At 46.5% G+C, this 21,829-nt stretch carries 25 protein-coding genes; 21 read left to right on the top strand and 4 right to left on the bottom strand.

What is annotated here, in order from left to right:
- Positions 1 to 8 precede the first annotated feature (8 nt).
- The 8 genes from MCG46_RS10185 to MCG46_RS10150 all read left to right on the top strand — a co-directional run bounded on the left by MCG46_RS10185 (position 9) and on the right by MCG46_RS10150 (position 7,821).
- The gene (locus MCG46_RS10185) at positions 9 to 1,433 is read left to right on the top strand and encodes a hypothetical protein (RefSeq protein WP_240279914.1); all 1,425 of its coding nucleotides are present in this window, start codon (positions 9 to 11) and stop codon (positions 1,431 to 1,433) included.
- On the top strand, positions 1,430 to 1,984 hold the full coding sequence (locus tag MCG46_RS10180) for a hypothetical protein (RefSeq protein WP_020223663.1): 555 nt from the start codon (positions 1,430 to 1,432) through the stop codon (positions 1,982 to 1,984). Before MCG46_RS10185 ends, MCG46_RS10180 begins: the two co-directional genes overlap by 4 nt.
- Before the next feature lie 36 nt (positions 1,985 to 2,020).
- Complete coding sequence (locus tag MCG46_RS10175) at positions 2,021 to 3,538, top strand: hypothetical protein (RefSeq protein ID WP_240279913.1); 1,518 nt, start codon at positions 2,021 to 2,023, stop codon at positions 3,536 to 3,538.
- Positions 3,539 to 3,553: 15 nt separating this feature from the next.
- Positions 3,554 to 3,871 (top strand): type IV pilus modification PilV family protein, encoded by a 318-nt coding sequence (locus MCG46_RS10170; protein WP_240279912.1) that lies wholly within the window; start codon positions 3,554 to 3,556, stop codon positions 3,869 to 3,871.
- Positions 3,868 to 4,410, top strand: a complete 543-nt coding sequence (locus tag MCG46_RS10165) for a type II secretion system protein (protein ID WP_240279911.1) — start codon at positions 3,868 to 3,870, stop codon at positions 4,408 to 4,410. The genes MCG46_RS10170 and MCG46_RS10165 overlap by 4 nt, the downstream gene beginning before the upstream one ends.
- Positions 4,411 to 4,420: 10 nt before the next feature.
- Positions 4,421 to 6,103: a GspE/PulE family protein gene (locus MCG46_RS10160; protein ID WP_240279910.1), complete on the top strand. Its 1,683-nt coding sequence runs from the start codon at positions 4,421 to 4,423 to the stop codon at positions 6,101 to 6,103.
- Between the two features lie 112 nt (positions 6,104 to 6,215).
- On the top strand, positions 6,216 to 6,656 hold the full coding sequence (locus MCG46_RS10155) for a type II secretion system protein (RefSeq protein WP_240279909.1): 441 nt from the start codon (positions 6,216 to 6,218) through the stop codon (positions 6,654 to 6,656).
- A gap of 82 nt (positions 6,657 to 6,738) precedes the next feature.
- Positions 6,739 to 7,821 carry a type IV pilus twitching motility protein PilT gene (locus tag MCG46_RS10150; protein ID WP_240279908.1) on the top strand — a complete coding sequence of 361 codons (1,083 nt, stop codon included), beginning with the start codon at positions 6,739 to 6,741 and terminating at the stop codon, positions 7,819 to 7,821.
- A 22-nt stretch (positions 7,822 to 7,843) separates the two neighbouring features.
- On the opposite strand, the gene MCG46_RS10145 is transcribed toward MCG46_RS10150, so the two are convergent.
- Both MCG46_RS10145 and MCG46_RS10140 read right to left on the bottom strand, forming a co-directional pair.
- Positions 7,844 to 8,587, bottom strand: coding sequence for a prepilin peptidase (locus tag MCG46_RS10145; protein ID WP_240279907.1), 744 nt, complete (start codon positions 8,585 to 8,587; stop codon positions 7,844 to 7,846).
- A 31-nt stretch (positions 8,588 to 8,618) separates the two neighbouring features.
- Positions 8,619 to 8,870: a kinase to dihydroxyacetone kinase gene (locus MCG46_RS10140; protein WP_240279906.1), complete on the bottom strand. Its 252-nt coding sequence runs from the start codon at positions 8,868 to 8,870 to the stop codon at positions 8,619 to 8,621.
- A 175-nt stretch (positions 8,871 to 9,045) separates the two neighbouring features.
- Here MCG46_RS10140 and MCG46_RS10135 point away from each other — a divergent pair, with 175 nt between their 5' ends.
- From MCG46_RS10135 to ybaK, 6 genes are all read left to right on the top strand, one after another.
- Positions 9,046 to 9,318, top strand: coding sequence for an autorepressor SdpR family transcription factor (locus tag MCG46_RS10135; RefSeq protein WP_020223655.1), 273 nt, complete (start codon positions 9,046 to 9,048; stop codon positions 9,316 to 9,318).
- A gap of 1 nt (position 9,319) precedes the next feature.
- On the top strand, positions 9,320 to 9,982 hold the full coding sequence (locus MCG46_RS10130) for an SdpI family protein (protein ID WP_240279905.1): 663 nt from the start codon (positions 9,320 to 9,322) through the stop codon (positions 9,980 to 9,982).
- Positions 9,969 to 10,679, top strand: a complete 711-nt coding sequence (locus MCG46_RS10125) for an ABC transporter ATP-binding protein (RefSeq protein ID WP_240279903.1) — start codon at positions 9,969 to 9,971, stop codon at positions 10,677 to 10,679. The genes MCG46_RS10130 and MCG46_RS10125 overlap by 14 nt, the downstream gene beginning before the upstream one ends.
- Positions 10,672 to 12,264 carry a putative ABC transporter permease subunit gene (locus MCG46_RS10120; RefSeq protein WP_240279901.1) on the top strand — a complete coding sequence of 531 codons (1,593 nt, stop codon included), beginning with the start codon at positions 10,672 to 10,674 and terminating at the stop codon, positions 12,262 to 12,264. The genes MCG46_RS10125 and MCG46_RS10120 overlap by 8 nt, the downstream gene beginning before the upstream one ends.
- A 152-nt stretch (positions 12,265 to 12,416) precedes the next feature.
- On the top strand, positions 12,417 to 12,956 hold the full coding sequence (gene rbr / locus MCG46_RS10115) for a rubrerythrin (RefSeq protein ID WP_020223651.1): 540 nt from the start codon (positions 12,417 to 12,419) through the stop codon (positions 12,954 to 12,956).
- Positions 12,957 to 13,063: 107 nt separating this feature from the next.
- The gene (gene ybaK / locus MCG46_RS10110) at positions 13,064 to 13,543 is read left to right on the top strand and encodes a Cys-tRNA(Pro) deacylase (RefSeq protein ID WP_240279899.1); all 480 of its coding nucleotides are present in this window, start codon (positions 13,064 to 13,066) and stop codon (positions 13,541 to 13,543) included.
- Positions 13,544 to 13,611: 68 nt separating this feature from the next.
- Here ybaK and MCG46_RS10105 read toward each other — a convergent pair whose 3' ends face one another.
- Positions 13,612 to 14,511, bottom strand: a complete 900-nt coding sequence (locus tag MCG46_RS10105; RefSeq protein ID WP_240279897.1) for a diacylglycerol/lipid kinase family protein — start codon at positions 14,509 to 14,511, stop codon at positions 13,612 to 13,614.
- 126 nt (positions 14,512 to 14,637) lie between these two features.
- Here MCG46_RS10105 and MCG46_RS10100 point away from each other — a divergent pair, with 126 nt between their 5' ends.
- Positions 14,638 to 14,886, top strand: a complete 249-nt coding sequence (locus MCG46_RS10100; RefSeq protein WP_020223648.1) for a hypothetical protein — start codon at positions 14,638 to 14,640, stop codon at positions 14,884 to 14,886.
- Between the two features lie 59 nt (positions 14,887 to 14,945).
- Here MCG46_RS10100 and MCG46_RS10095 read toward each other — a convergent pair whose 3' ends face one another.
- On the bottom strand, positions 14,946 to 16,619 hold the full coding sequence (locus MCG46_RS10095) for a DEAD/DEAH box helicase (RefSeq protein WP_240279896.1): 1,674 nt from the start codon (positions 16,617 to 16,619) through the stop codon (positions 14,946 to 14,948).
- A gap of 134 nt (positions 16,620 to 16,753) precedes the next feature.
- Between MCG46_RS10095 and MCG46_RS10090 the strand changes: the two genes are divergently transcribed.
- The 6 genes from MCG46_RS10090 (at position 16,754) to MCG46_RS19495 (ending at position 21,817) form a co-directional block, all read left to right on the top strand.
- Positions 16,754 to 18,004 carry a competence type IV pilus major pilin ComGC gene (locus tag MCG46_RS10090; protein WP_240279894.1) on the top strand — a complete coding sequence of 417 codons (1,251 nt, stop codon included), beginning with the start codon at positions 16,754 to 16,756 and terminating at the stop codon, positions 18,002 to 18,004.
- 250 nt (positions 18,005 to 18,254) lie between these two features.
- Positions 18,255 to 19,142 (top strand): acetamidase/formamidase family protein, encoded by an 888-nt coding sequence (locus MCG46_RS10085; protein WP_240279892.1) that lies wholly within the window; start codon positions 18,255 to 18,257, stop codon positions 19,140 to 19,142.
- On the top strand, positions 19,139 to 20,533 hold the full coding sequence (locus tag MCG46_RS10080; RefSeq protein WP_240279886.1) for a TrkH family potassium uptake protein: 1,395 nt from the start codon (positions 19,139 to 19,141) through the stop codon (positions 20,531 to 20,533). Before MCG46_RS10085 ends, MCG46_RS10080 begins: the two co-directional genes overlap by 4 nt.
- Positions 20,534 to 20,545: 12 nt before the next feature.
- Entirely contained in the window at positions 20,546 to 21,217 is a 672-nt protein-coding gene (locus tag MCG46_RS10075) for a potassium channel family protein (protein ID WP_020223643.1), read from the top strand.
- 158 nt (positions 21,218 to 21,375) lie between these two features.
- Positions 21,376 to 21,642, top strand: a complete 267-nt coding sequence (locus MCG46_RS10070; RefSeq protein WP_020223642.1) for a TIGR03905 family TSCPD domain-containing protein — start codon at positions 21,376 to 21,378, stop codon at positions 21,640 to 21,642.
- A gap of 46 nt (positions 21,643 to 21,688) precedes the next feature.
- Entirely contained in the window at positions 21,689 to 21,817 is a 129-nt protein-coding gene (locus MCG46_RS19495) for a hypothetical protein (RefSeq protein WP_020223641.1), read from the top strand.
- Positions 21,818 to 21,829 lie beyond the last annotated feature (12 nt).

Raw genomic sequence — 21,829 nt, 5'->3', positions numbered from 1 at the left:
AAATGACGATGATACTATTGCATATTATGCAGCGGCATGCCGTTGTGATATGGGGAAAAGCAAAAAAACAAACGCTGCAGGTGAAGCGCTCAAGTACACAGGAAATCCCGGAAGGGCTTTTGATCAACGGCTTTATCCAGGATGAGGAAGGCTTTGCCCGATGGGCGAAAAGCCTGGCGGATCAGCTGGGGCTCAAAGGCAAAAAGGTCACGGTGATTGCAGACAGTACGGCCGTGATTTATCGTCAGATTGAAACGCCGAAGCTCAAGCCGAAAACGCTGGAGAAAAACTTATATTTTAATCTGGCCCGTCAGATTGGCAATATCGCGGAAAATACCGTAGATTATGCGGTGATGCCGCAGGCGGAGAACGGCAGTGAAAGTTTGACTGTTGTCGTTCCACAGACCTTTGGCGAAGCGTATGCGAAGGCCTTAAAAGCGGCCGGCATCAAGCCGCAGCATCTGATCACTTCGACCTTAGCTTTGATTCAGGCCGGGTTGTTTTTGAAGGAAGAAAAAACGGCAATTTACTCCTGGTGTTCCGATGAAGTCTGTACATCGGTACTGTTTAACAACGGCCGGTTCATGTTTTCCAACGTCTTTCGTTTTGACCGCAATCAGACCCCATTAGCAGTCATGAATGAACGGATTTCTCAGCTCGTGCAGTTTCAGCGGATAAAAAATCCGGATTCTCCCGTTGAGATGGTTCATATCGGTGTGCCGCGGGAAGCCGAATCCATTGCCCAGGAGCTCACTCAGCTTCTGCGCTTGCCGACCGAGATTTTCCCGGCTGTAGAAGGATTAAACGGCAGCGAGGTATCCGCGCAGGTCTGTGCGGTTTACGGCCTGGCTCCTATTCGCCGGCCGTATGATCTGTTTCATGGGATCAATCATCAGCGCTATACCGAGGCTTATCGCCAGCGGCAAACCCTGCGGTTGATCATCGGCTTGTTCGTTATCAACGCGCTTGTGCTGGCCGGCCTGACATATCGGCAGTTTGCACTAAATCAAATCGAGGACAACGCGATCAAACAAGTTCAGGCACAGCTGCAGCTGCCCGAACGGATTTCGCAGTACGATGAAGCGTTAGTTGTTTCAATGCAGAATTCCTTAACCCGTCAGCAGATCGCCGACGCTTTGCAGGCGCTGCAGTACAGTGAACAAACGGAGCAGTTTACCAAGACTTTATTTGAACAGATTCAGGCCTTAAAGCCCAAGGATGTTTCGATTATCGGACTGCAGGTGCAGGACGGCTTATCCGTACAGTTATCCTGTACGTCATCCAACCGCCTTTCGCCTTCGCTCTATACTCAGGATCTTCGTTCCACCGATTGGTTCGCGGATGTCAATTATACCGGATTTACGTACAATCAAAGTCAGAAAAGCTACAGCTTTCTGATCACTTTAGGACTGAAGGGAGGGGATGGCGAATGAAGCTCTCCGAACGCGAGAAAATCTTACTGGTCGTCCTAGCCTTTCTTATCCTCAATGTCATCGGGATTCAGTTTCTTTTAGCCCCGATGCAGAATCACCACAAAGAATTAGTCAATGAGCGCGCCCAAATCGAAGATGAGCTGCTTCAGCAGCAGCAGATGATCGACATGCTGGAATCGCTGAATCAAGATCATCTGGATCTGACACAGCAGCTTCAGGATTTAGCGGACCGCTTTGTTCCGCCGAAGTATTCGGAATTGAAGGATGAATATCTGTACGAAACGATGGCGGATTTTATCAAGCAGTGGGATTCTTTGACAATTTCCGATCTGACCTATGCAACTCTTCCCGGCAGTGAAGAATCGCTCAGCGTCGTCTTGATGGTTGAAGCTGATTTTACGGTTACCGGCAAGATGGATCAAATGATCGGAGCGATGGATAAGATCCAGCAGCTGCCGCAGGTCATTTCCATTACTTCGCTATCGGTCAGTGAGAAAGACAAGCAGATGCAGGGCTCGTTCCATCTTCAGTTTTATACCTTTAATGAATAGCAACCAGCCCATTTGACTGAGAAAGGAGGAAGGGGATTGACAAATAAAAAAGGCAGCACACTGTTGCTGGCGCTGTGCCTGTTCTTTGTCTTTTTGATCTTTGTCGGTGCGCTGATTCCACTTTCTCAGCGGTCTTTTGAGAAAACGGCAACGGATGTGGTTCAGCAGCAGGCTGATTACATTGCCCAAAGTGCCCTAACGGCCTTTGTCAATCAGTTGGATGAAGAAATGATACGCGGTCAGCTTCAAAGCGTGGCTGAATCCAATTCTTCCAGTTCAAGTAGTTGGACAGCGTATGGTACTACTACCGGCCGAGTCCGCATCGTTCTTACGGGGGATGCGCTGTTTAATGCGGCAAATTTTACTTCGAATCAGCCTCGGCAGAAATACCACATTATCGTACAGGCTGAAGCTGAATACGAAGGCAAGACTGCACAGATGAGCGCTGTCGTACAAATGCTGAAAGTAAAAAATGCTTATTATGATATGAATGGCTCTGTACCGGGAATCTTTCAAGATATTACGAATTTAAAACGAGCTGTTTTAATTAACGAATGTCGTGTTCCAACACCATCAAGCGCTAACTTCTGGATCAATGCGATTTCCGATCAAACGGTCACCCAGGAAAATTTAAATGGTATGGTAGGCGGATCGAGTGAGAAAATTGAGCTACCAGCAGGAGTGACGATGGACGATCAGGTTGCTTTGATCTATCGGAATATCCAATCACCAACGTTGGTCGGCAATATCGAAGGCAACGTTTATTTGGAACCCGCTGACTATACTTCTGCGATTCTTGGCTCGGATCAGCCGGGTCAGCTGATTATTCAGGGGGATGTTATTTGCCGCGGCAATTTAATTCTTCAAAATGCCACGATTAAGGGGAATGTCTATGCTTCGGGCAGCATAAAGAAAAAAGGCATGGTCGAGTATAGTACTCTCTTCGAGAATCTGACTTTGGATAATGAAGTCTTCAATAAATATGATACGAATCAGCCGCTATTAAGTGAACCGCTGCATGTGGAAACGTTTATTAAGTTGGTGACGGATGATTCTCAAGAGGCTCAGTTTACGGTTAAAGAGATGGATAATATCTATAAAGCAACGCATTCAGATCTGAAGAGTTTACATGTAATCAATGAGATCAAACGCAATGATGCCTATTTTGAGTTGGAAAAAATGCCGGATGTTCTGATCGTGGAAAGCAAAAATAAGTATTTTCGTCCCGTTTTCTATATCCAAGATGAAAACCCGATATTAAGCAGTCAAGTGACGACAAATCTTCTCAGCAGTGAAAATATTATTTTGGTTTTCAGCCATCCCGTTACTATTCGTGGAGATATCAACGTCAGTGTTGTTGCGCCAAAAATTATTTTTGAAGCAGAGAATATCGTGATGAATGGGCGATTCCAGGCTTGTGAGTTTGAGAATAGCCAGTTAGTCAGCAGTGTTAATTTAAAAGCCAGGGAATTCCAAAGCTACCACGCCTATACAGTTCCTGTGCTTAACAGTGAAGATTATTATTACTTCGATTTGTTATATTATCAGAAATAGAAAGGAGGAAGACGAATGAATAAGCGCGGGATGACCTTGTTGGAAGTTGTAGTTTCTTTAGGAATCTTAGTAATCATTGTGGTTTCGTTAACCCAAGTCTTTACCTCCGGTGTTTCGATTGTAACAGAGGCAGACAGCCTTAGCCGCAGCGAACTCAAAGTGCGCAAAGCTATCGCTGGGGAGAAAATCGCCGGAGTCAAAGTCACAGATGTTCATTCGTCACTGACCTTTAGCTTTGGTGAGGATACTGTGACGATAGATGGAAAAATGAAAACCTATGCCGACAATAAAGGGCGGATCAATTACCAATACTTTGAGGCGGATCCATCATGAAGAAAAAAGGCTTTACATTAATGGAAATCATCTTGGTTCTTGGCTTACTGACAACCATGGTGATCGGGCTGACCGCCGTTTTCCGACCGATGATTGCCACGTTTCAGAAAAGTACGACCCAGACTGACTTAAAGGAAAAAGCTCAGATTTTAATCGAACAGGTAAGCAGTGAAATGAAAACCGCCAAAACGATATTGACGGCTAATTCTTCGATCAATGATTTCGCAGATGAATATCAGCGCAGTTATATTCTGTATTGCATTCAGGATGGTTTGTTGTGGGTACGGGAATATCCCGGCGGGGATGCCAAGCCTCTGTATCCGGAAGAATTTTACAATGGGTATCGCGTTGCAATGAAGCTGTCTACAGCTGAAAAGGATTATGACAGTCTGACATCGACGGTTAAAATCACGCTGATTTTTAATAAAAATGGTGAAAAATATCGTGCTGAAACAGCGGTTGAATGCTTGAATATTGATTATGATCAACAGAATTTCAGTGTTGTTTTATCCGACGGCTATATTGCAATAGAAAGGTAAGGCGGAAAATATGAAAAATTTACCCATCGGGCAGCTGCTGCTGGAACAAGGCTATATTACAGAGGATCAGCTGAATAAAGCGTTGGCTTATCAGAAAACCCATCCGGGCAATCGACTGGGCGACGTTTTAATTGAATTGGGATATATCACAGAAGAAAAGAAACTGAAAGCGCTGAGCGTACGTTTGAATGTTCCAGTCTACGAAGGTTTTCAAATCATGGTCAACAGCGATATTGTCCGTCTGATTTCAGAAGAGGTCGCAAAAAAATATCAGGTTATGCCGCTGGAAATCAAAAACAATGCACTTCAGCTGGCTACCAGTGATCCGCTGGATTTCTATGCTTTGGAAGATATCAAGGCCTCCTGCGGAATTCCGGTTTCGCCGGTGCTGGCCCCGAAGGAAATGATCGAGAATGCTATTCGGCGCAACTATGCCGAAGCCAATGTCAGCAGTGCGATTGATGAGATTCAGAAAGATCTGACCGAGGATCAGGATTTAGCACTCAACGATGAACTGTCGGAACTGACACAGCGTGTCGATAACGCCCCGGTCGTGAAGTTTGTCAATAACATGATTCGCCAAGCATATGAAATCGGCGCCAGTGATATTCATATCGAACCCTTTGAATTGACCACAGTCATTCGTTTCAGAACAGATGGGGTTCTGCATGAATTTACCCGGATTGCCAAATCCGTTCATGAAGCCTTGATTACACGTATCAAAATCATGGGCAACATGAACATCGCGGAAAAACGAATTCCTCAGGATGGTCATATTGAAAGCCAGATTGATGGCAAGAGCTTGGATATTCGTCTGTCTTCCTTGCCTACTGTCTATGGCGAAAAAATGGTTATTCGTCTGTTGGGTCACAGCCTGCAGGAATTGTCGACATTAAAAGATCTGGGCTTGCAGCAGAAAGACTACGATTTGATGGAAACGATGATCCATCAGCCGTATGGAATCTTATTGTTTACTGGTCCTACCGGTAGCGGCAAGACCACGACTCTGTATGCCATTTTGAATGAACTGGCCCGTGAGGAAGTCAACGTCATTACCATTGAAGATCCGGTTGAAAAGCGCATGATGGGGGTTAATCAGGTCCAAGTCAATACCAAGGCCGGGCTGACCTTTGCCTCGGCACTGCGCTCCATTCTGCGGCAGGATCCAGATGTCATCATGATCGGCGAAATCCGAGATGAAGAAACTGCCGAGATTGCGGTTCGTTCCGCCATCACCGGTCACTATGTTCTGTCCACGATTCATACAAATGACAGCGCCACGGCGATTGCCCGATTAAAAGATATGAACGTTGAACCGTATTTGCTTGCCTCCTCGGTTGTCGGAATCGTCGCTCAGCGTTTAGTTCGTCAGCTCTGCCCGCATTGCAAGCAGCAGATCGTGCCGACGACAGAACAAAGTCAGCTATTAGGCGGCTATACAGGGCCAATTTATAAACCGCATGGCTGCCCGCGCTGCAACCAAACTGGATATAAAGGCCGTACCGCTTTGTTTGAAATCTTGCCTTTGACTGCAGAAATTCGGGACTTGATTGTCAGCTCCAATGATACAAATAAAATCAAGGATGCGGCTGTTCGTGAAGGTATGACAACTTTGTCTGAGGAAATGATTAAAATGATCGTCAAAGGACAGACCTCAATGGAAGAAATGCTGCGTGTAATCTACACAATTTAATTTGTAGTTCTAACGGATTATTACAAAAATCTTAAACATTTTACAGGTTATTGTGACTTTTTCAAAATAACCGTGATATAATGGTATTAGCCAATAAGAAAGGGATAGAAATATGAAAAAGTTTAGAAAGAACAACAAAAAGGGTTTCACCTTAATCGAATTGATCGTCGTTGTAGCGATCTTGGTTGCATTGATGTTGATGTTGGTTCCACGCTTGACAGGATTCACTGATGATGCAACAAAGACAGCGAATCAGGCCAATGCAAGGGCTGTTTATACTGCGGTAAAAGCAAGTGAAACGGCTTTAAGCACAGGTTTGTATAGTACGACATCCGGTGCTGCAAATTATAATGCAACTACAAAAGTTTGTGGAGTTGACGTGTTTACAGCTTTTTGGGACAGTAAAGAAACGGTAAGTACTAAATGTACAGTTAATTATGATGCTTCGGATACAGCAAAAGCAAATGCAGTTTCAGTTACTTATGGGGATACTTCAAAATCTAAAACAGTTGGAACATACCCAATACCTGAATCAACGAATGAAGAAGAATAAAAAGTATTTGAGAGCCTAACCGCTCTCTTTTCTTTTTCCGTAATTCAAGGTACAATGAAGCTAATTAAATGAGGTGATCAACATGGATTTACAGGGCTGGATGGATCAAGGAAGGGCGATGGACTGCACCGATCTGCATTTGACAGTAGGGCTGCCGGTAGTCGCAAGAATGTTAGGAGAACTGACAATCATCGGAGATGAGCCGCTAACGAAAGAAGAAATACATGCAATGCTGGGGACGGTGATGAATCGGACGCAGCAGGAGGAATATCAAAAAGGGGATTTAGACTTTGGGTTTCAGGATGCACATGGGTACAGTGTGCGTGTCAACGCGTATTATCAAAAAGGGAATCCTTGCGCGGCACTGCGTCTGCTAAGAAATACCATTCCTACGTTTGATGATCTGATGATTCCGGAGGCAGTGCGGAAGCTGTCAACGCTGCCGCGTGGATTGGTTTTGGTAACGGGGCCAACAGGAAGCGGAAAATCAACGACGATGGCAGCCATGATCAATTCCATCTCACATTCACGAAAGGCGCATATCATCACGATTGAAGATCCGATTGAATATCGTTTTGACCATGCTTCCAGCATTGTACATCAGCGGGAAGTGGGTGTCGATGTGGCTTCGTTTGCGGATGCCCTGCGCAGTGCTCTGCGCGAAGATCCGGATGTCATTCTGGTGGGCGAGATGCGCGACTTTGAAACAATCCAAGCGGCGATCCGGGCAGCGGAAACAGGGCATTTGGTTATTTCAACGCTGCATACCAATTCCGCGGTCAGTACGATTGACCGCATTATCGACGTATTCCCGGAAGCTCAGCAGGGTCAGATTCGCGTGCAGCTGGCCAGCGTGCTGAAAGGTGTTGTAACCCAACAGCTGCTGGTACGTCAGGATCAGCCGGGAAGACTCGCTGCCTTTGAGATTCTGCTGACCAATGACGCTGTTGCGGCGATGATCCGTGAAAACAAAGGGCATCAGATCAGCAGTGTTTTACAAACTGGACAAAAGGCCGGAATGCGGCAGATGGATTACGATCTTGCACGGTTAGTTCAGGAAGGGAAGATCTCAGAAAAAACCGCGCGTGAGCGGTGTTTGAAAGAAGCCGATTTACAACAGTATTTGTCGTATACTGTGTCCTCGGCTTCGACCTATTTTTTCTAAAAAAAGACAGCCTGCGCTGTCTTTAGAACAAAGATAAATAAGCTTGAATCAGCGTGTTGCCCCAATAGACGCTGAGGGTTAAGCCGATAGCCAGAAAGGGACCAAAGGGAATCTCTGATTTCCGGTCCTTTTTTTTGTGAATCATGAGATACAAAGCGGCCAGCGCTCCGACGAAGCTGCTTAAGACAAAGGCGGTCATGACCAAGGGGGCCCCCAGATAGAATCCGGCAGCACACATGATCTTGACGTCCCCGCCGCCCATTAAATTAAAGCGGGATAAGATCCACAGCGGGATAGAGATGATCAAGGCACCCAGAACCCGGCTGGGAATTGAAGCTGGATCTAAAGCAAGGGCAGCGACGCCTAACATTAAAATAAAGACCGATAAGCGGTCAGGAATCTCCATCGTATCCCAGTCGATCATTGCCATGACCACTAAGATTGACAGAAATAAGCAATGCAGAATCGCTTCCGGAGTCGGACCGTAAAAATAACCGCAGCCGGCATAGAGGATACCGGTTAAGCTTTCAATCAACGGATAACGCGGTGAGATCGGGGCGTGGCAATATCGGCATTTTCCGCGCAAACCCAACCAGCTGAACAAAGGGACTAAATCCAAAGCCGATAAAGTGTGATGGCACTGAGGACAGAAGCTGCGCCCTTTGGCTGTGGACAGATGCAGAGGCAGCCGATAAATCGCCACATTGAGATAAGACCCGATAACCAGACCGAATAAAAAGAAAAACAGAACGATAATCCATTCCATAACGACAAGCCTTCAATCGCAAAGGGGCAGGTTAACCCTGCAGCCCCTGTGACTGACGTTCCATATTTTCAACGACAATATCATGGATTTCGCCAAGACTGGCGCAGTATTCCAAGACCCTCCAAGGCGTATTGGTATGAAAATGAATCTTGATCATTTCCTCATCGCCGACCGCCAACAGGCAGTCACCCGCAATATTCTCCGTGATGTAGTCATGAATTGCATCTTCTGAAAGATCATGACCTTCAATCAAAAGCTGAGTATCAAATTTAAATTCCAACATAACATTCTCCTTTGCCGTTTTCCGGTGTTATCTTTATTTTACTCTGAAAGGGAAGATCGGGCAATCTTTCACCAAGAGAAAGAAAAGAAGAAAAATAAGAATTGACAAAGATAGAAGGTAACTCTATAATACATTTAGATAATTATCTAAATGATTGGAGGAGTGAGAGGTGGGAATGCAGGAAACTTTTAAAGCCTTATCTGATCCCACACGACGTGAGATTTTGGAACTGCTGAAAGAAAGACGGATGACGGCCGGTGAAATCGCTTCACACTTCCAGATGACCAATGCGACGGTATCGCATCATCTGGCTGTGCTGCGGAAAGCTGATCTGATCAGTGATGATCGTGACGGCAAGTATATTTATTATGAATTGAATATGAGCGTATTTTCTGAAATGTTAGGTTGGGCTTTAGGGTTTGTTAAAGAAAAAGAGAGTGGGGATTGATTTGAAAAAGTTCTTCGATTGGAAATTATTAATTCTTCCAGTGCTGGCGGTGATCATAACTTTGATTGCCTGGCCGACGCTGCCTGAGATCATCCCGACGCATTTCAACGTTCAGGGAATTGCGGACAATACCGGGCCGAAAGCTTCAATCTGGATTTTTCCGGCGGCGTTATTTCTGATTCCTGCAATCATGGCGATATCTCCGAAGATTGATCCACGGCGGCACAATTATGTCAAATTTAAAAAGTCGTATCGTGTCATCATGGCGGTTACTGAAATCTTTCTGTTTCTGATGTATTGCTGGATGTTAGGCCAGATCTACGGAATTTCGTTAGTCAGCGGGGAATATTTGCCGCCGGTGATGACGGGTCTGTTATTTCTGACGCTGGGCAACGTGATGCCGAAAATCCGGCAGAATTATCTGGTCGGCGTCAAGACGATCTGGAGCTTTGATGATCCGGATAACTGGAATAAAACGCAGCGCTTCGGCGGTTACTGCTTCTGCATTGCTGGTATTTTGCTTCTGTTATCGTGTTTTGTGCCGCTGGCAATGCGGGCGGCGGTCATCTTGAGTTTAATTCTGATGGCGGCGTTTTTGCCGCTGGGCTATTCCTGGCTGTTGTTCAGGAAGAAAGAAAAGGAGAATAAACATGCTGGAAATTAAAAGTTTAGTCAAACGTTATGGCAATAAGACCGCTGTCGATCATTTGGATCTGACCTGTGAAAACGGTGAGATCTTTGGTTTTATCGGTCCTAATGGTGCAGGGAAAACGACGACGATCAAAGCGGTTGTCGGAATTCTGGATTTTGATGAGGGAGAAATCCTGATCGACGGGCATTCGATTCGTCAGGAGCCCCTAACATGCAAGCAAAATCTGGCCTATATTCCGGATAATCCGGATCTCTATGACATTATGCGTGGGGATGAATATCTGAACTTTGTCGCGGATATCTATCAGATTGATCAACAGACTCGTTCGCAGCGGATCCAGAAATATGCGTGTTTATTTGAGCTGGAAGGAGCGCTGACAATGCCGATCAGCAGCTACTCGCATGGAATGAAGCAGAAGCTGGCGGTAATCAGTGCATTTCTGCACGATCCGAAGCTCTTGGTTCTGGATGAACCGTTTGTCGGTCTGGATCCGAAGGCTTCCTTCCTGCTGAAAAAGCTGATGCGCGAGCACTGTGACCGCGGCAACACGATTTTCTTTTCAACGCATGTTCTGGAAGTGGCGCAGAAGCTGTGCGATCATGTTGGAATCTTGAAGGACGGACGGCTGGCGGCGTTGGGAACTATGGATGAAGTCATCGGCGATCAATCGTTGGAACAGGTCTTCTTGGAGCTGGCGGATCATGAATAGATCGTTTGTTCTGTTTCGGCTGTCGCTGAAACAGCTGATCTGGCAGATGGCGAGAACCTTTGGCGGGCGGAAGAAATTCAGTCCGGTCCTGATTCTTCTGGCGGCAAGTCTGTTGATCGGTCTATCCGGCTTATACAGCTGGTCTATGATCGCAGGGGTGCCGGAATCGATGAATCTGCTTATTCCGCTGTCGATACTCAGTGCCGCGTTCGGTTTGATCTTGGTCTTCGGCTTCTATCATGCCCAGGGTTATTTGTTTGATTTTCGTGATTATGACCTGTTGTTCAGCATGCCGCTGTCGCGCCGTCAGATTCTGATGTCCAAACTGATTGCTTTGATCGCGATGATGTTACTGTACAGTGCGTTTTTGACGCTGCCGATGATGGTGCTGTTTCAGCTGCATTATGCAATGCCGCTGACGTTTTTACTCTATGGATTGATTGGACAGCTGTTTCTGCCGCTGATTCCGATGACCGTGGCTTGTCTGGCAGCTGTATTGGTACGCTTGATTTCCAGCCGGGTCAAACATCCGGTGTTGATCCGCAATCTTTTGTCCTTGGGGATGGTGATCGGATTGATGGCAGTGATGACCTTGTTTCAGAGCCAGACCGGTCAGGCTCAGGATATCGGGGCTTTGATTCGTCCGATCCAAACGGGATTGGCTCCTGTTTACTGGCTGACGATGGCGATGATGCAGGGAAGCTTCAGCGAACTGCTGAAACTGATCGGCGCTTCTTCGCTGGTTCTGCTGCTTTTTTTAGCCGCCATCGCTCCGCTTTGGAATACGCTGAATCAAAAGGCGCGGATGACATCGGCCCAGGCCGGCGGTCGGATGAAGGTTCAGTCTTCTTCGATGAATGCGGCGCTATTCCGCAGAGAGCTGCGCCGGTATTTTGCTTCCACGTCGCTGGTCATGAATACTTTGGTCGGTCCGGTCATGGTTGCGCTGTGCGCAGTGATGCTGGCAGTCCAGAAAGATTTGATGGTTCAGGTAATGCTGGAAAGCGGCATGGATTTCAGTGCCTTCGCGGACCCGGTGGCTATGCTGCTTTTGGCGGTCTGTCTGTTCTGCGGGATGATCTGTCCGGTCACCGCGACCTCCATCTCGCTGGAAGGCAAGAATTTCTGGATCGTGCGCTCGCTGCCGATTCCGGCCGGCCGCTATTTGGGAGCAAAGCTGGCGCTGGACCTGGCGCTGAATATCCCGGTCAGCTGGCTGAGTATTCTTATTCTAAGTGTTGTCTATCACTTTTCTTGGCTGACCGTGGTTCTGCTGCTTACGCTGACCTTGCTGGCGATTTTGTGTTCCGGATTGTTCGGCTTAATCATCAATCTGCATTTTCCGCGGTTTGATTTTGATCGGGAAATCGTCGTTGTCAAGCAGAGCTTAAGCACGATGATCACCGTGCTGGCTGGTATGGGCGCCAGCTTTCTGATCCTTGCCGTTCTGCTGTTCTGGGCACCGCTGGAATCGTCTTTGATGATGATGGTGATCGCCCTGGTGCTGATCTTGCTGGCTGCGGGAATGGGGATTTATTTAATCCGCCGGGGAGAAGCTTTGCTTTCCAAACTGTCAGGCGTGTAAGCAGATAGCTCGGCGAACTTTCTTGGTCGAAAGTCTGGCAATTCTGGAATTCTCTGGTAAAATAGAGAGTAGAGAACAGACCGTAATTGCGGCCTGTCAACTCATTAGCCAGCTGCATGCCAACTGGCTGTTAAAGAAAAGGAGAGATACACATGAAAGATTTGAAAGGCACAAAGACGGAACAAAATCTGATGACAGCATTCGCCGGCGAAAGCCAGGCCCGCAACAAGTACACATACTATGCGTCCAAAGCCAAGAAGGACGGCTATGAGCAGATTGCGGCACTGTTTGAGGATACCGCTAATAATGAAAAAGAACATGCCAAGCTGTGGTTTAAGCTGCTGCATAACGGTATGCCTTCCACAATCGACAACCTGAAAGATGCGGCTGCCGGTGAAAACTACGAATGGACGGATATGTACGCCAAGATGGCAGAAGAAGCCCGCGAAGAAGGCTTTGACGCCATCGCGAAGACGATGGAAGGTGTCGCTGCGATTGAAAAGACCCATGAAGAACGTTATCTGAAACTGCTGGCCAACATTGAAAACGGTGAAGTATTCGTTCGTAAAGGCGAACAGGTTTGGGAATGCCGCAACTGCGGACATCTGCATATCGGCGAAAGCGCTCCGGAAGTCTGCCCAGTCTGCGCTCATCCGAAGAGCTACTTCATGCTGCGTCCGACAAACTATTAATCCTTAATTCTGATTGATGAACCATCCTGAAAATGGATGGTTTTTTCTTTTGAGGAAGGCGGATCGTGATATAATAAGCGCGGAAGAAAAGTGAAGGGGAGAGATTAATGAAAGAAGTCAAGACGAATGCCATGCGGATTCTGGATAAGCAGAAGCTGGCCTATCAGGTTCATTCGTATCCGCATCATGAAAAAGAAGCCGTGGATGGGGTCAGCGTGGCAGCGATGCTGAATGAAGATCCGGCACATGTATTTAAAACACTGATCACGCAAGCTTCCAGCAAAGCGTACTACGTCTTTGTGATTCCGGTGGCGGACGAGCTGGATTTGAAAAAAGCAGCCAAAGCGGTAGGGGAGAAGGCCGTTGAATTGATTCCGGTGAAAAACCTATTCTCTGTCAGCGGTTATATTCGCGGCGGATGCAGTCCAATCGGTATGAAAAAGAGTCTGCCGACGATCATTCATAGTTCAGCTTTGGAATTGGAAACGATACTGTTCAGCGGCGGACAAATCGGCACTCAGATCGAAATGGCTCCCCAAGCCCTAGCCGAGCTGATTCATGCCCGGTTTGAAGCGGTTATCCGCTGAAATGAATACTGTTAAAAAGAAAAAATCCTTTGTGTCCGCACAGAATCGAACAGAAAGGATTTTTAATTTTATGCCTTTAATGGCGAAGCCTGCGGCACAATTAACGGCAGTTTATAAGGACCGGCGGTAATTTTAACATGGTTGGAGGTAAAGCCTTCGCCATCCGACTGCATCAAGATCGGCTGATCTACCTGAATTTCCACTTCCGAAGCCCGCAGGATCCGGCATTGCTTTAAATGGGTATGACGTCCCTGTTTGTATTTGGGCATCAGCCACAGAGTTTCCCATAAAGAAAGCGGTTCGATAAGGCAGATATCAAACAGCCCATCCTGTAAATCAGCTTGAGGTGCTGCGATAAACCCATTGCCGTAGCTGCTGCCGTTCATCACAGCGGCGATGATCGCTTTCTGCCGGATGGTCTCTGTTTCTGTCTTTAACACCAGCTCAAAAGGTGCTGGTTTTAAAGCGCAGAATACGGCCGCCAAACCATAAACTGAGAATCTTGGGAGCGGATAGTTCTGGTAGAGCTTGATTGCCAGATCATTAACCCGTGCATCCAGACCCAGCGTCGTGCAGTTATGAAAACGCCAATGATGACATTGTCCGAAATCGACTTCCACCCATTTGCCCTGCAGTGTTTCGTGCAGCAGCTGCGCAAACGGCAGCCTGCGCGAATCGATCATCCGATAGTAATCATTGCCTGTTCCGCAGGGAAGGATACCTAGGCGCAGTCCCTGAGACAGACCGTTTAACACTTCCCAAATCGTCCCATCTCCGCCCACAGCGTAGACAATTGTTTCCGGGTCAGGCTTGATTTCTGCCGCCAGCTTCTGAGCATGACCGGCATATTCGGACATCCGGATCTCGCCGTCAAGATGATTTTGTTCGATTTCGGCCTGAATGATGGAGGCGGCTCGCTTTCCGTCCCCTTTGCCGGAAGTTGGATTGACGATGAATATATGCTTCATAATTTCCCCTATCTAAAAATGAATAATTCCTGAATAATTTTACCATGGTTATTTCTTCCGGTCATCTAGATTTAATTGAAACTTCAAAATATTATGCTATGATTGAACCAAAGGATGGGAAAGAACATGAAAGAATCAATTCTCTTTGATTTCGCGACCTTGAAGGATTTGGAATCCTGCAAACAAATTGTGGCTCAGAAGCTTCAGGCCAATCAGGTTGACTGCGATGATTTGGACGATCTGACCCGGGATATTATGAAGCTTTCCTATTCCATCGGCGGATCGTATGATGCGAATATGATCGTCAGTGTGACGCAGTGTTATTTGGATCATCCGCAGCTCAGCAAGAAAGTCAAAAAACGAAACATTGCCTAAAAAAGCCCTCGTCTGCACTGAGAATTGCAGCTGAGGGCTTTTGTTTTGAGTGTAGTGAATTAGTCGCGGTTTTCACGGCGGCGTCCGCGCTGGCGCTGCTGACCTTTGGAAGCGGTGCGGCGCTTAGGCGGCAGGTTGCTGTAATCCTTGCCCTTGCGTACCATCAAAAGCGGATGAACGGTCTGGCCTTTAATCGGCGTCTTTTTCATCGTATCGGCGATTTCACGGTCAAACTGCCGCGGAATCTGCACGGTTGTTTCCTGAGCACTGATCCGGATCTTCCCGATTTCCTTGCCCGGCAGTCCCGTTGCGGTGGCAATTGCACTGACGATGATCGAAGCGTTGACATCCTGATCTGAACCGATATCGAGAATCAGCTCGCTCATGCCTTTTTCCGTAACCGTCAAAGCAGGACGGACAGAAGCATTCCAGGCGGATTCGTCAAACATTTCCTGTCCGGCAATCTGATAAGCCAAGGCTAAAGCCATTTCACGATAGGAATAGCCATCGTCTTTCATACTGTCGATGATCGCAGCCAGGGATTCCGGAACATCGCGGGTCATCCGGTGTTCCAGATCTTCGCGTAAGAAATCCAGGCGGATCTTACGTACTTCCTCCAAAGAAGGCAGCGGTTTCTGCGTCAGCTTGGCACGGGTTGTCCGTTCCAGATCGCGCAGCGCATACTTTTGCCGGGCGGTGATCAGCGTGACGGCCAAGCCTTCCTTGCCGGCTCGTCCAGTTCGGCCGATGCGGTGAACATAATATTCAGTTTCCTGCGGCAGATCGTAGTTGAATACGACATCCATGGAGTCAACGTCAATGCCGCGGGCGGCAACGTCCGTCGCAACCAAAATATTAATCTTGCCTTTTTTGAAGTTATCCATGACGCTCGTCCGCATTTCCTGCTTCATATCGCCATGCAGGGCCGCGGCCGGATAACCTTTGGACACTAAATCCGAGGTCAGCTCATCAACCATTTTCTTTGTGTTGCAGAAAATCATCGCCAGATGCGGATTCTGCATTGAAATGAGCTGCATCAGAATTTCTTTCTTGGCTTCCTTTGGACAGATGTAATAGATCTGTTCAATCTTCGGCACGGTCATCTGGGTCGCCGGAGTCTTGATGTGAACCGGATTGGTTTGATACTGTGAGGTAATCTCCAGGATTGGCTTCGGCATGGTGGCCGAAAACAGGACTGTCTGACGCTCTTGCGGCAGGGCCTCGATCACGGTTTCAATATCTTCGCGAAATCCCATATTCAACATTTCATCCGCTTCATCCAAGACCAGGACACGGCACTGATCAAAGCGCAGCGTCCGGCGGCGGATATGATCCAGCACGCGTCCAGGAGTCCCGACGACGATATCAGCGCCTTTTTTTAATTCTAAGATCTGCTTGCTGATCTGCTGACCACCATAGACGGCTACCGTACGGATGCCTTCTTTGTATTTTGTAAACTTACGGATTTCATCACAGACCTGCATCGCCAGCTCACGGGTTGGAGAAAGGATCAGTGCCTGAGGACGCTTGCGGTCAGTAACCTGAAGCATTTCAATGATGGGAATGGCAAACGCTGCTGTTTTTCCGGTGCCGGTTTGAGATTGTCCAATGACATCGCCGCCGTTCATCACAACCGGAATGCACGCGCTTTGGATATAGGTAGCCTCTGTGTAGCCGCAGTCTGCGATGGCACGGCTCATCTCAGGGGATAGGTTTAGTTCATTAAATTTCATGTATTTCTCTCTTTCATCTAAAAAATCACTCGCCTAGGAGTATATCATTATTATGGACAAAAGTAAAATGAATTAAGCAAGCTTAGAATGAAGTATGATATAATAGTTGTGATAAAAGAACAAAGGTGAAAACTATGAAAGAGAAACGCGGTTTTACATTGTTGGAAATGATCGTAACAGTCGCTATTTTATTTGTGCTTTTAACCATATTAATGCCGACGATGTCCGGCTTTGCTTCTTCGGCTAACGATCAGATTTCCGATGCCAATTTAGAGCTGTTAAACTTTGCGACGCATTCCTATGCTTCATTTCATGAAATTGAAAATCGGGATATTTTTGAAAATATCTCGGAAGACGATGCTCGTCAACAGCTGTTGGTTAGCGATGGGTTAATCGAACAGGCGGTGCATCCAACTGGCGAAGGGGATTATTGTTGGAACATTACAGATCAGAAGTGGATTCGGTTCATTGACAGTACAGCTGTGGGCTGCGGCGGTGAATACAAGCCAACGGCCAATCCAGATGGATCATTGACACCGGATGCTGTGAAGACACCGGAGCCGACAACCTATCCATCCGCGAAACCACTGCCGACCTACATTCCGTCAGCCTATCAAAAAGCGTGTGAAGCCAGTGCGGGAAAATTTGATATTGTGAATGAAATCTGTTCTTGTCCGGATGGATATGTTTTGGAAAAAGATATTACTGTTGATGGTGAAAAAAAGAAAGTATGTATGACTACTGCCGAGTATATGTGTGAAAAAAGTGGCGGTAAGTATGACTTACAGGCAAACTCCTGTCTCTGTGAAGGCGAGCTGATTGCCAATGAACAAGGAACTATGTGTGTTTATGATTCAGTAGCTGCCAGCAGGAAAAAATGTGTGGCAGATGGCGGTGAGTGGATCGAAGAAAATGGTAATGGCTATTGTAAATATAAGGATGATCAACCATTTTATATTGATGAAGACAACCCTAATTTTGTTTATGCGGCTAAACAGTTAGGATCGGGTGACCCCATCGATTTCTCTGTATTAAACAAGATTGAAAGTTTAGAAAGCCTGAAAGAGAACAAAGCATATTTGAGTGTTGGAAGTTATTTTCACTACAAGGGTAAGGTTTATCGTGTAAATACATCTGAACGATTAGGTGAATATTCGGATCTGGATCAGATTGTAACGCAAACGAATGTATTCAATATTTCCGAACCTACTTATATTCCAGGCAAGACTTATTATAGTAATGATTATGTCCTTTATAAAGGAACGTGGTATACGCCAAAAGAGATTGGTGGAACAGGAGCAGCCCCTGATGAGGGTTCTATGTGGCATAGCTGTGGCGTTAACATAGATGATTTTAACCAAGGTCAAAGTTGTAAATTAAAATAAGTAAATTTTTACTTGACTAGAGTATAAACCGAGATCATTTACAAAGGAGGAATAGGAGGTTATGTAGCACATTGTACATAATCCAACTGTTCCTTTTTTTGCTAAATTATTCGTTCCAAATTATATAAGAATACTTTTCTAGTAAAAGACTTAAGATTCTGTGAAGATGTAAAATTTTCAAGACAGAGTATTGAGTATTCCCATTAAAAGGTGTAGACTAGGAATCGTATACGCTTAAAGAGGGCTGGTTATGAAAAAGATTGCTAAAGATCAAGTGATCTACGCGATGTCTTCGGAAAATAAGCCGGTTTTAAAAGCTCATTCCGGGGACAGAATATGTTTTGAAACAAGGGATTGCTATGGCGATGAAATTACGCCGCAGGATCCTGACAGGCGACCGCTTCAAATCAATCCGGCTACAGGTCCGGTATTTGTTGAAGAGGCTCAGGTTGGAGACACACTGAAGGTGACCATTGAGAAGATCACGCTTCAAGACCAAGCCTTGGTGGGCAGTTATCCTAAAAGTGGGATGATGGCCGATTGGATAGAACGGCGGATGATCCATTTTCTGCCAGTTCAGGAAAATCAGCTGGAATTTCAGAAAGATCTGGTTGTGAAAACGGCACCCATGATCGGAGTGATCGGCGTTGCTCCAGAAGCAGAGTCAGTGGAATGCAGAAAGCCAGGCGTTCATGGCGGTAATATGGACTGCCGTAAGATTCGTGAAGGCTCGGTTGTCTATCTGCCGGTGTTTCATCCCGGGGCATTGTTGGCTTTGGGAGATGTGCATGCAGCGATGGGTGATGGCGAAGTCATGGGCAGCGGTGCGGAAATCGCAGCGGATGTGATCGTTCAGATAGAAGTTATAAAAGAAACTTGCAGCGAACCTTGGGTTGTGGATCGGGATCGGGTATATGTGATTACCTCTGCAGAAACCATGGAAGAAGCGCTGAAGCAAGGTTGTTATAAAATGAATCAAAGACTCCAAAAACAGTTGGGATTGTCGCCGGAAATGGCAGGAATGCTGATGAGTCTGGAAGGAAACAGTGAAATCTGTCAGGTGGTTAACCCTTTTGTTACCCTGCGGTTTGGCATGCCGCTTGTTCGGTTCCTTTCTAAGGAGGGAAAAAGGTCATGAATTTCAATCTGCCGTTTCGGGATAAAATCCTGCGCTTTTTAGGACCTACCCGTATGATTGCGCTGAGCTTTGTCTTGGTCATCCTTGTCGGATCAGTCTTGCTGTGGCTGCCAATCGCCCAGAATCCGGGGATGCGGGCCAGTTACTTAAACAGTTTGTTCGTCGCTACTTCCGCTACCTGCGTGACAGGCTTGATGCCGTTTGCGGTTATTGATCAGTACAATCTGATCGGTCAGACCGTATTGATCTTCTTAATGCAGATCGGCGGTTTGGGCTTGATGTCGTTGCTGGCCTTGTTTTTAACGCTGATGCGGCGCAAGCTGAACTTTTCAGAGAAGAAAATGCTGCAGGATTCATTAAATAAAAATGATGCCGACAACATTCCGAATTTCTTAAAAAGTATCTTCCGCTACACCTTTATTTTTGAAGGGATCGGCATGGGATTGCTGGCGCTGCGGTTTATTCCTGAGTATGGCTTGGCGCAGGGCCTTTACAATTCGGTTTTTCTTTCCATATCGGCGTTCTGCAACGCAGGTCTGGATAATTTGACACGCTCATCTCTGATGGCATACACAAGTGATCCGCTGATCAATTTTACGGTCTGCGGTCTGATCATCACCGGCGGTTTAGGCTTTGCGGTGTGGTTTGATCTGCGGCGGATTTTGCCGGAGAAGAAAAAGCTGAGCTGGAAGCGGCTTTGGACAAGACTGTCGCTGCACAGCCGGCTGGTCTTAGTTGTTACAGGGATTTTGCTGGGCAGCGGAACGCTGATCGTGCTGCTTGTGGAATATGGCAATCCGAATACCTTAGGCTGGATGAATTTCCCGCAGAAGATCATGGCAGCCTTCTTCCAGTCCACAACCCTGCGGACAGCGGGCTTCAGCACCATTGACTTTGCGATGCTGAGAGATGCCTCTTTATTTATCATGTTGTTCTATATGATCATCGGCGGCTCTCCAGGCGGAACGGCAGGCGGTATCAAGACAACGACATTCTCAATGTTATTCGTCCTGATTATTTCGGAAATTCGGGATTCCGGAAATATGACGTTGTTTAAGCGGACTTTGCCGAGCTCCACGTTCCATCGGGCTTTTGCGATTACGCTGACGTATGCCTGCATTATGGTCATTGCGATCTTTTTACTGACATTGACAGAACCGCAAATTGGATTTTTGCCGTTAGCCTTTGAAGCTTTCTCAGCGATTGCTACGGTCGGCTTGTCAGCCGGGGTAACACCGTTGTTATCCGCTTTAGGCAAAATCGTCATCATCATGCTGATGTATATCGGCCGCGTAGGTCCGATCACGATTGTTCTGTCGTTAATGCGAATGAAACAAAATCGAAAAACAAACAATCTCGTATATCCGCACGGGGACGTGCTGATCGGGTAGGAGGATAAATTTATGGCGGAAATGAAACAGTATGTTATTCTTGGACTTGGCATCTTTGGATCAACCATTGCGAAAACACTATCTCAATACAATCATGAGGTCATTGCGATTGATAAAGATTTAGCCTGCGTCGATCGGGTCAGCGATTTTGTCACCCAGGCGATTCAGGCAGATTTTACCGATATTGATCAGCTGCGGGCGATTGGCATTCAGGATTGTGATGCGGCGGTCGTAGCGACGGGATCCCACCTGGAAGAAAGCATCATGGGCGTCATGAATCTTAGAGAGCTTGGCATTCCGTTTATTATGGCCAAGGCGAAAAATAAGAAATACATGCAGATTTTACAGAAGATCGGCGCGGATTATGTTGTCCGTCCTGAAAAAGAAATGGGCGAACGCGTAGCGAAAAAACTGGTTTCCCGCAATATCATCGACTTAATTGATATTGATGATGATTACAGCATCGTTGAGATTGCAGCGCCGGCAAAATGGGTCGGCAAGACGCTGAAAGCGCTGGAATTAAGAACGAATTATGGAATCAACGTTTTAGGTATTCGTAAAAATCCAAAAGAACATCTGTCCATCTCTCCCGATGCCTTCTATACGATTGAAACCAATGATCAGCTTCTGGTCATTGCGGATAATAAGATTTTCAAAAAATTTGAATCCTTATTTCGTATTTAAGGAAGAAAGAAATCTTCTTTTACAGCTCAAATAAAAGCAAAAAACAAGTGGGAAACGAACGAGGCTTTCAGAATTCCCGCTTTTTCTTCGTTTTTGGACTTGTGAAGGAAATTGAACCATGTTATCATGATAACCGTATAAGACAGGAGGTTTTTTTTATGACAATGACGAAAGAGAAATTTACATATATTCCCCAGGGCGTTTGTTCCAAGCGCTTTGATTTTGAGCTGGAAGGCGATGTGATCACCAACGTAACGATTACAGGCGGGTGCCCAGGCAATTTATTGGGTATTTCCAGAATCATCAAAGGGAAGACTGTAAAAGAAGTAGTAGATGCTTTTCAGGGAGTTCATTGCGGCGCGAAGCCGACATCCTGTCCTGATCAGATCGCAGCGGCGTTAACCAAACACTTCCAATCAAACTAAAGGATAGTCTGTGGGCAGAGGGCTCAGCCTAAGAACAGGTGAGAGTATGAAAAAACCGCAGATGGAAGTTGCGAAAACGCTGGTGGAGATCGGTTTGTCGTTTGACGTCATCGAATTGATGACGCAGGTGACGCCGATGGAATATCTGGCAGAAGTCATGGATGAAAATGAATGAGATAAGAATGAA

Origin of the sequence: Holdemania massiliensis, assembly GCF_022440805.1 — a bacterium.
Lineage (GTDB): Bacteria > Bacillota_I > Bacilli_A > Erysipelotrichales > Erysipelotrichaceae > Holdemania > Holdemania massiliensis_A.
The sequence above is the reverse complement of the archived record's forward strand: the minus strand, read 5'-3'. Positions and strand labels throughout refer to the sequence as shown.

What these genes read in the sequence shown, in the direction of transcription:
- MCG46_RS10075 (WP_020223643.1), top strand. Translation starts at nt 20,546, where the DNA reads ATGGCGGAAATGAAACAGTATGTTATTCTTGGACTTGGCATCTTTGGA.
- MCG46_RS10170 (WP_240279912.1), top strand. Translation starts at nt 3,554, where the DNA reads ATGAATAAGCGCGGGATGACCTTGTTGGAAGTTGTAGTTTCTTTAGGA.
- MCG46_RS10070 (WP_020223642.1), top strand. Translation starts at nt 21,376, where the DNA reads ATGACAATGACGAAAGAGAAATTTACATATATTCCCCAGGGCGTTTGT.
- MCG46_RS10145 (WP_240279907.1), bottom strand. Translation starts at nt 8,587, where the DNA reads ATGGAATGGATTATCGTTCTGTTTTTCTTTTTATTCGGTCTGGTTATC.
- MCG46_RS10180 (WP_020223663.1), top strand. Translation starts at nt 1,430, where the DNA reads ATGAAGCTCTCCGAACGCGAGAAAATCTTACTGGTCGTCCTAGCCTTT.
- MCG46_RS10095 (WP_240279896.1), bottom strand. Translation starts at nt 16,619, where the DNA reads ATGAAATTTAATGAACTAAACCTATCCCCTGAGATGAGCCGTGCCATC.
- MCG46_RS10155 (WP_240279909.1), top strand. Translation starts at nt 6,216, where the DNA reads ATGAAAAAGTTTAGAAAGAACAACAAAAAGGGTTTCACCTTAATCGAA.
- MCG46_RS10125 (WP_240279903.1), top strand. Translation starts at nt 9,969, where the DNA reads ATGCTGGAAATTAAAAGTTTAGTCAAACGTTATGGCAATAAGACCGCT.
- MCG46_RS10165 (WP_240279911.1), top strand. Translation starts at nt 3,868, where the DNA reads ATGAAGAAAAAAGGCTTTACATTAATGGAAATCATCTTGGTTCTTGGC.
- MCG46_RS10090 (WP_240279894.1), top strand. Translation starts at nt 16,754, where the DNA reads ATGAAAGAGAAACGCGGTTTTACATTGTTGGAAATGATCGTAACAGTC.
- ybaK (WP_240279899.1), top strand. Translation starts at nt 13,064, where the DNA reads ATGAAAGAAGTCAAGACGAATGCCATGCGGATTCTGGATAAGCAGAAG.
- rbr (WP_020223651.1), top strand. Translation starts at nt 12,417, where the DNA reads ATGAAAGATTTGAAAGGCACAAAGACGGAACAAAATCTGATGACAGCA.
- MCG46_RS10140 (WP_240279906.1), bottom strand. Translation starts at nt 8,870, where the DNA reads ATGTTGGAATTTAAATTTGATACTCAGCTTTTGATTGAAGGTCATGAT.
- MCG46_RS10100 (WP_020223648.1), top strand. Translation starts at nt 14,638, where the DNA reads ATGAAAGAATCAATTCTCTTTGATTTCGCGACCTTGAAGGATTTGGAA.
- MCG46_RS10105 (WP_240279897.1), bottom strand. Translation starts at nt 14,511, where the DNA reads ATGAAGCATATATTCATCGTCAATCCAACTTCCGGCAAAGGGGACGGA.
- MCG46_RS10150 (WP_240279908.1), top strand. Translation starts at nt 6,739, where the DNA reads ATGGATTTACAGGGCTGGATGGATCAAGGAAGGGCGATGGACTGCACC.
- MCG46_RS10185 (WP_240279914.1), top strand. Translation starts at nt 9, where the DNA reads ATGATACTATTGCATATTATGCAGCGGCATGCCGTTGTGATATGGGGA.
- MCG46_RS10120 (WP_240279901.1), top strand. Translation starts at nt 10,672, where the DNA reads ATGAATAGATCGTTTGTTCTGTTTCGGCTGTCGCTGAAACAGCTGATC.
- MCG46_RS19495 (WP_020223641.1), top strand. Translation starts at nt 21,689, where the DNA reads ATGAAAAAACCGCAGATGGAAGTTGCGAAAACGCTGGTGGAGATCGGT.
- MCG46_RS10160 (WP_240279910.1), top strand. Translation starts at nt 4,421, where the DNA reads ATGAAAAATTTACCCATCGGGCAGCTGCTGCTGGAACAAGGCTATATT.
- MCG46_RS10080 (WP_240279886.1), top strand. Translation starts at nt 19,139, where the DNA reads ATGAATTTCAATCTGCCGTTTCGGGATAAAATCCTGCGCTTTTTAGGA.
- MCG46_RS10085 (WP_240279892.1), top strand. Translation starts at nt 18,255, where the DNA reads ATGAAAAAGATTGCTAAAGATCAAGTGATCTACGCGATGTCTTCGGAA.
- MCG46_RS10135 (WP_020223655.1), top strand. Translation starts at nt 9,046, where the DNA reads ATGCAGGAAACTTTTAAAGCCTTATCTGATCCCACACGACGTGAGATT.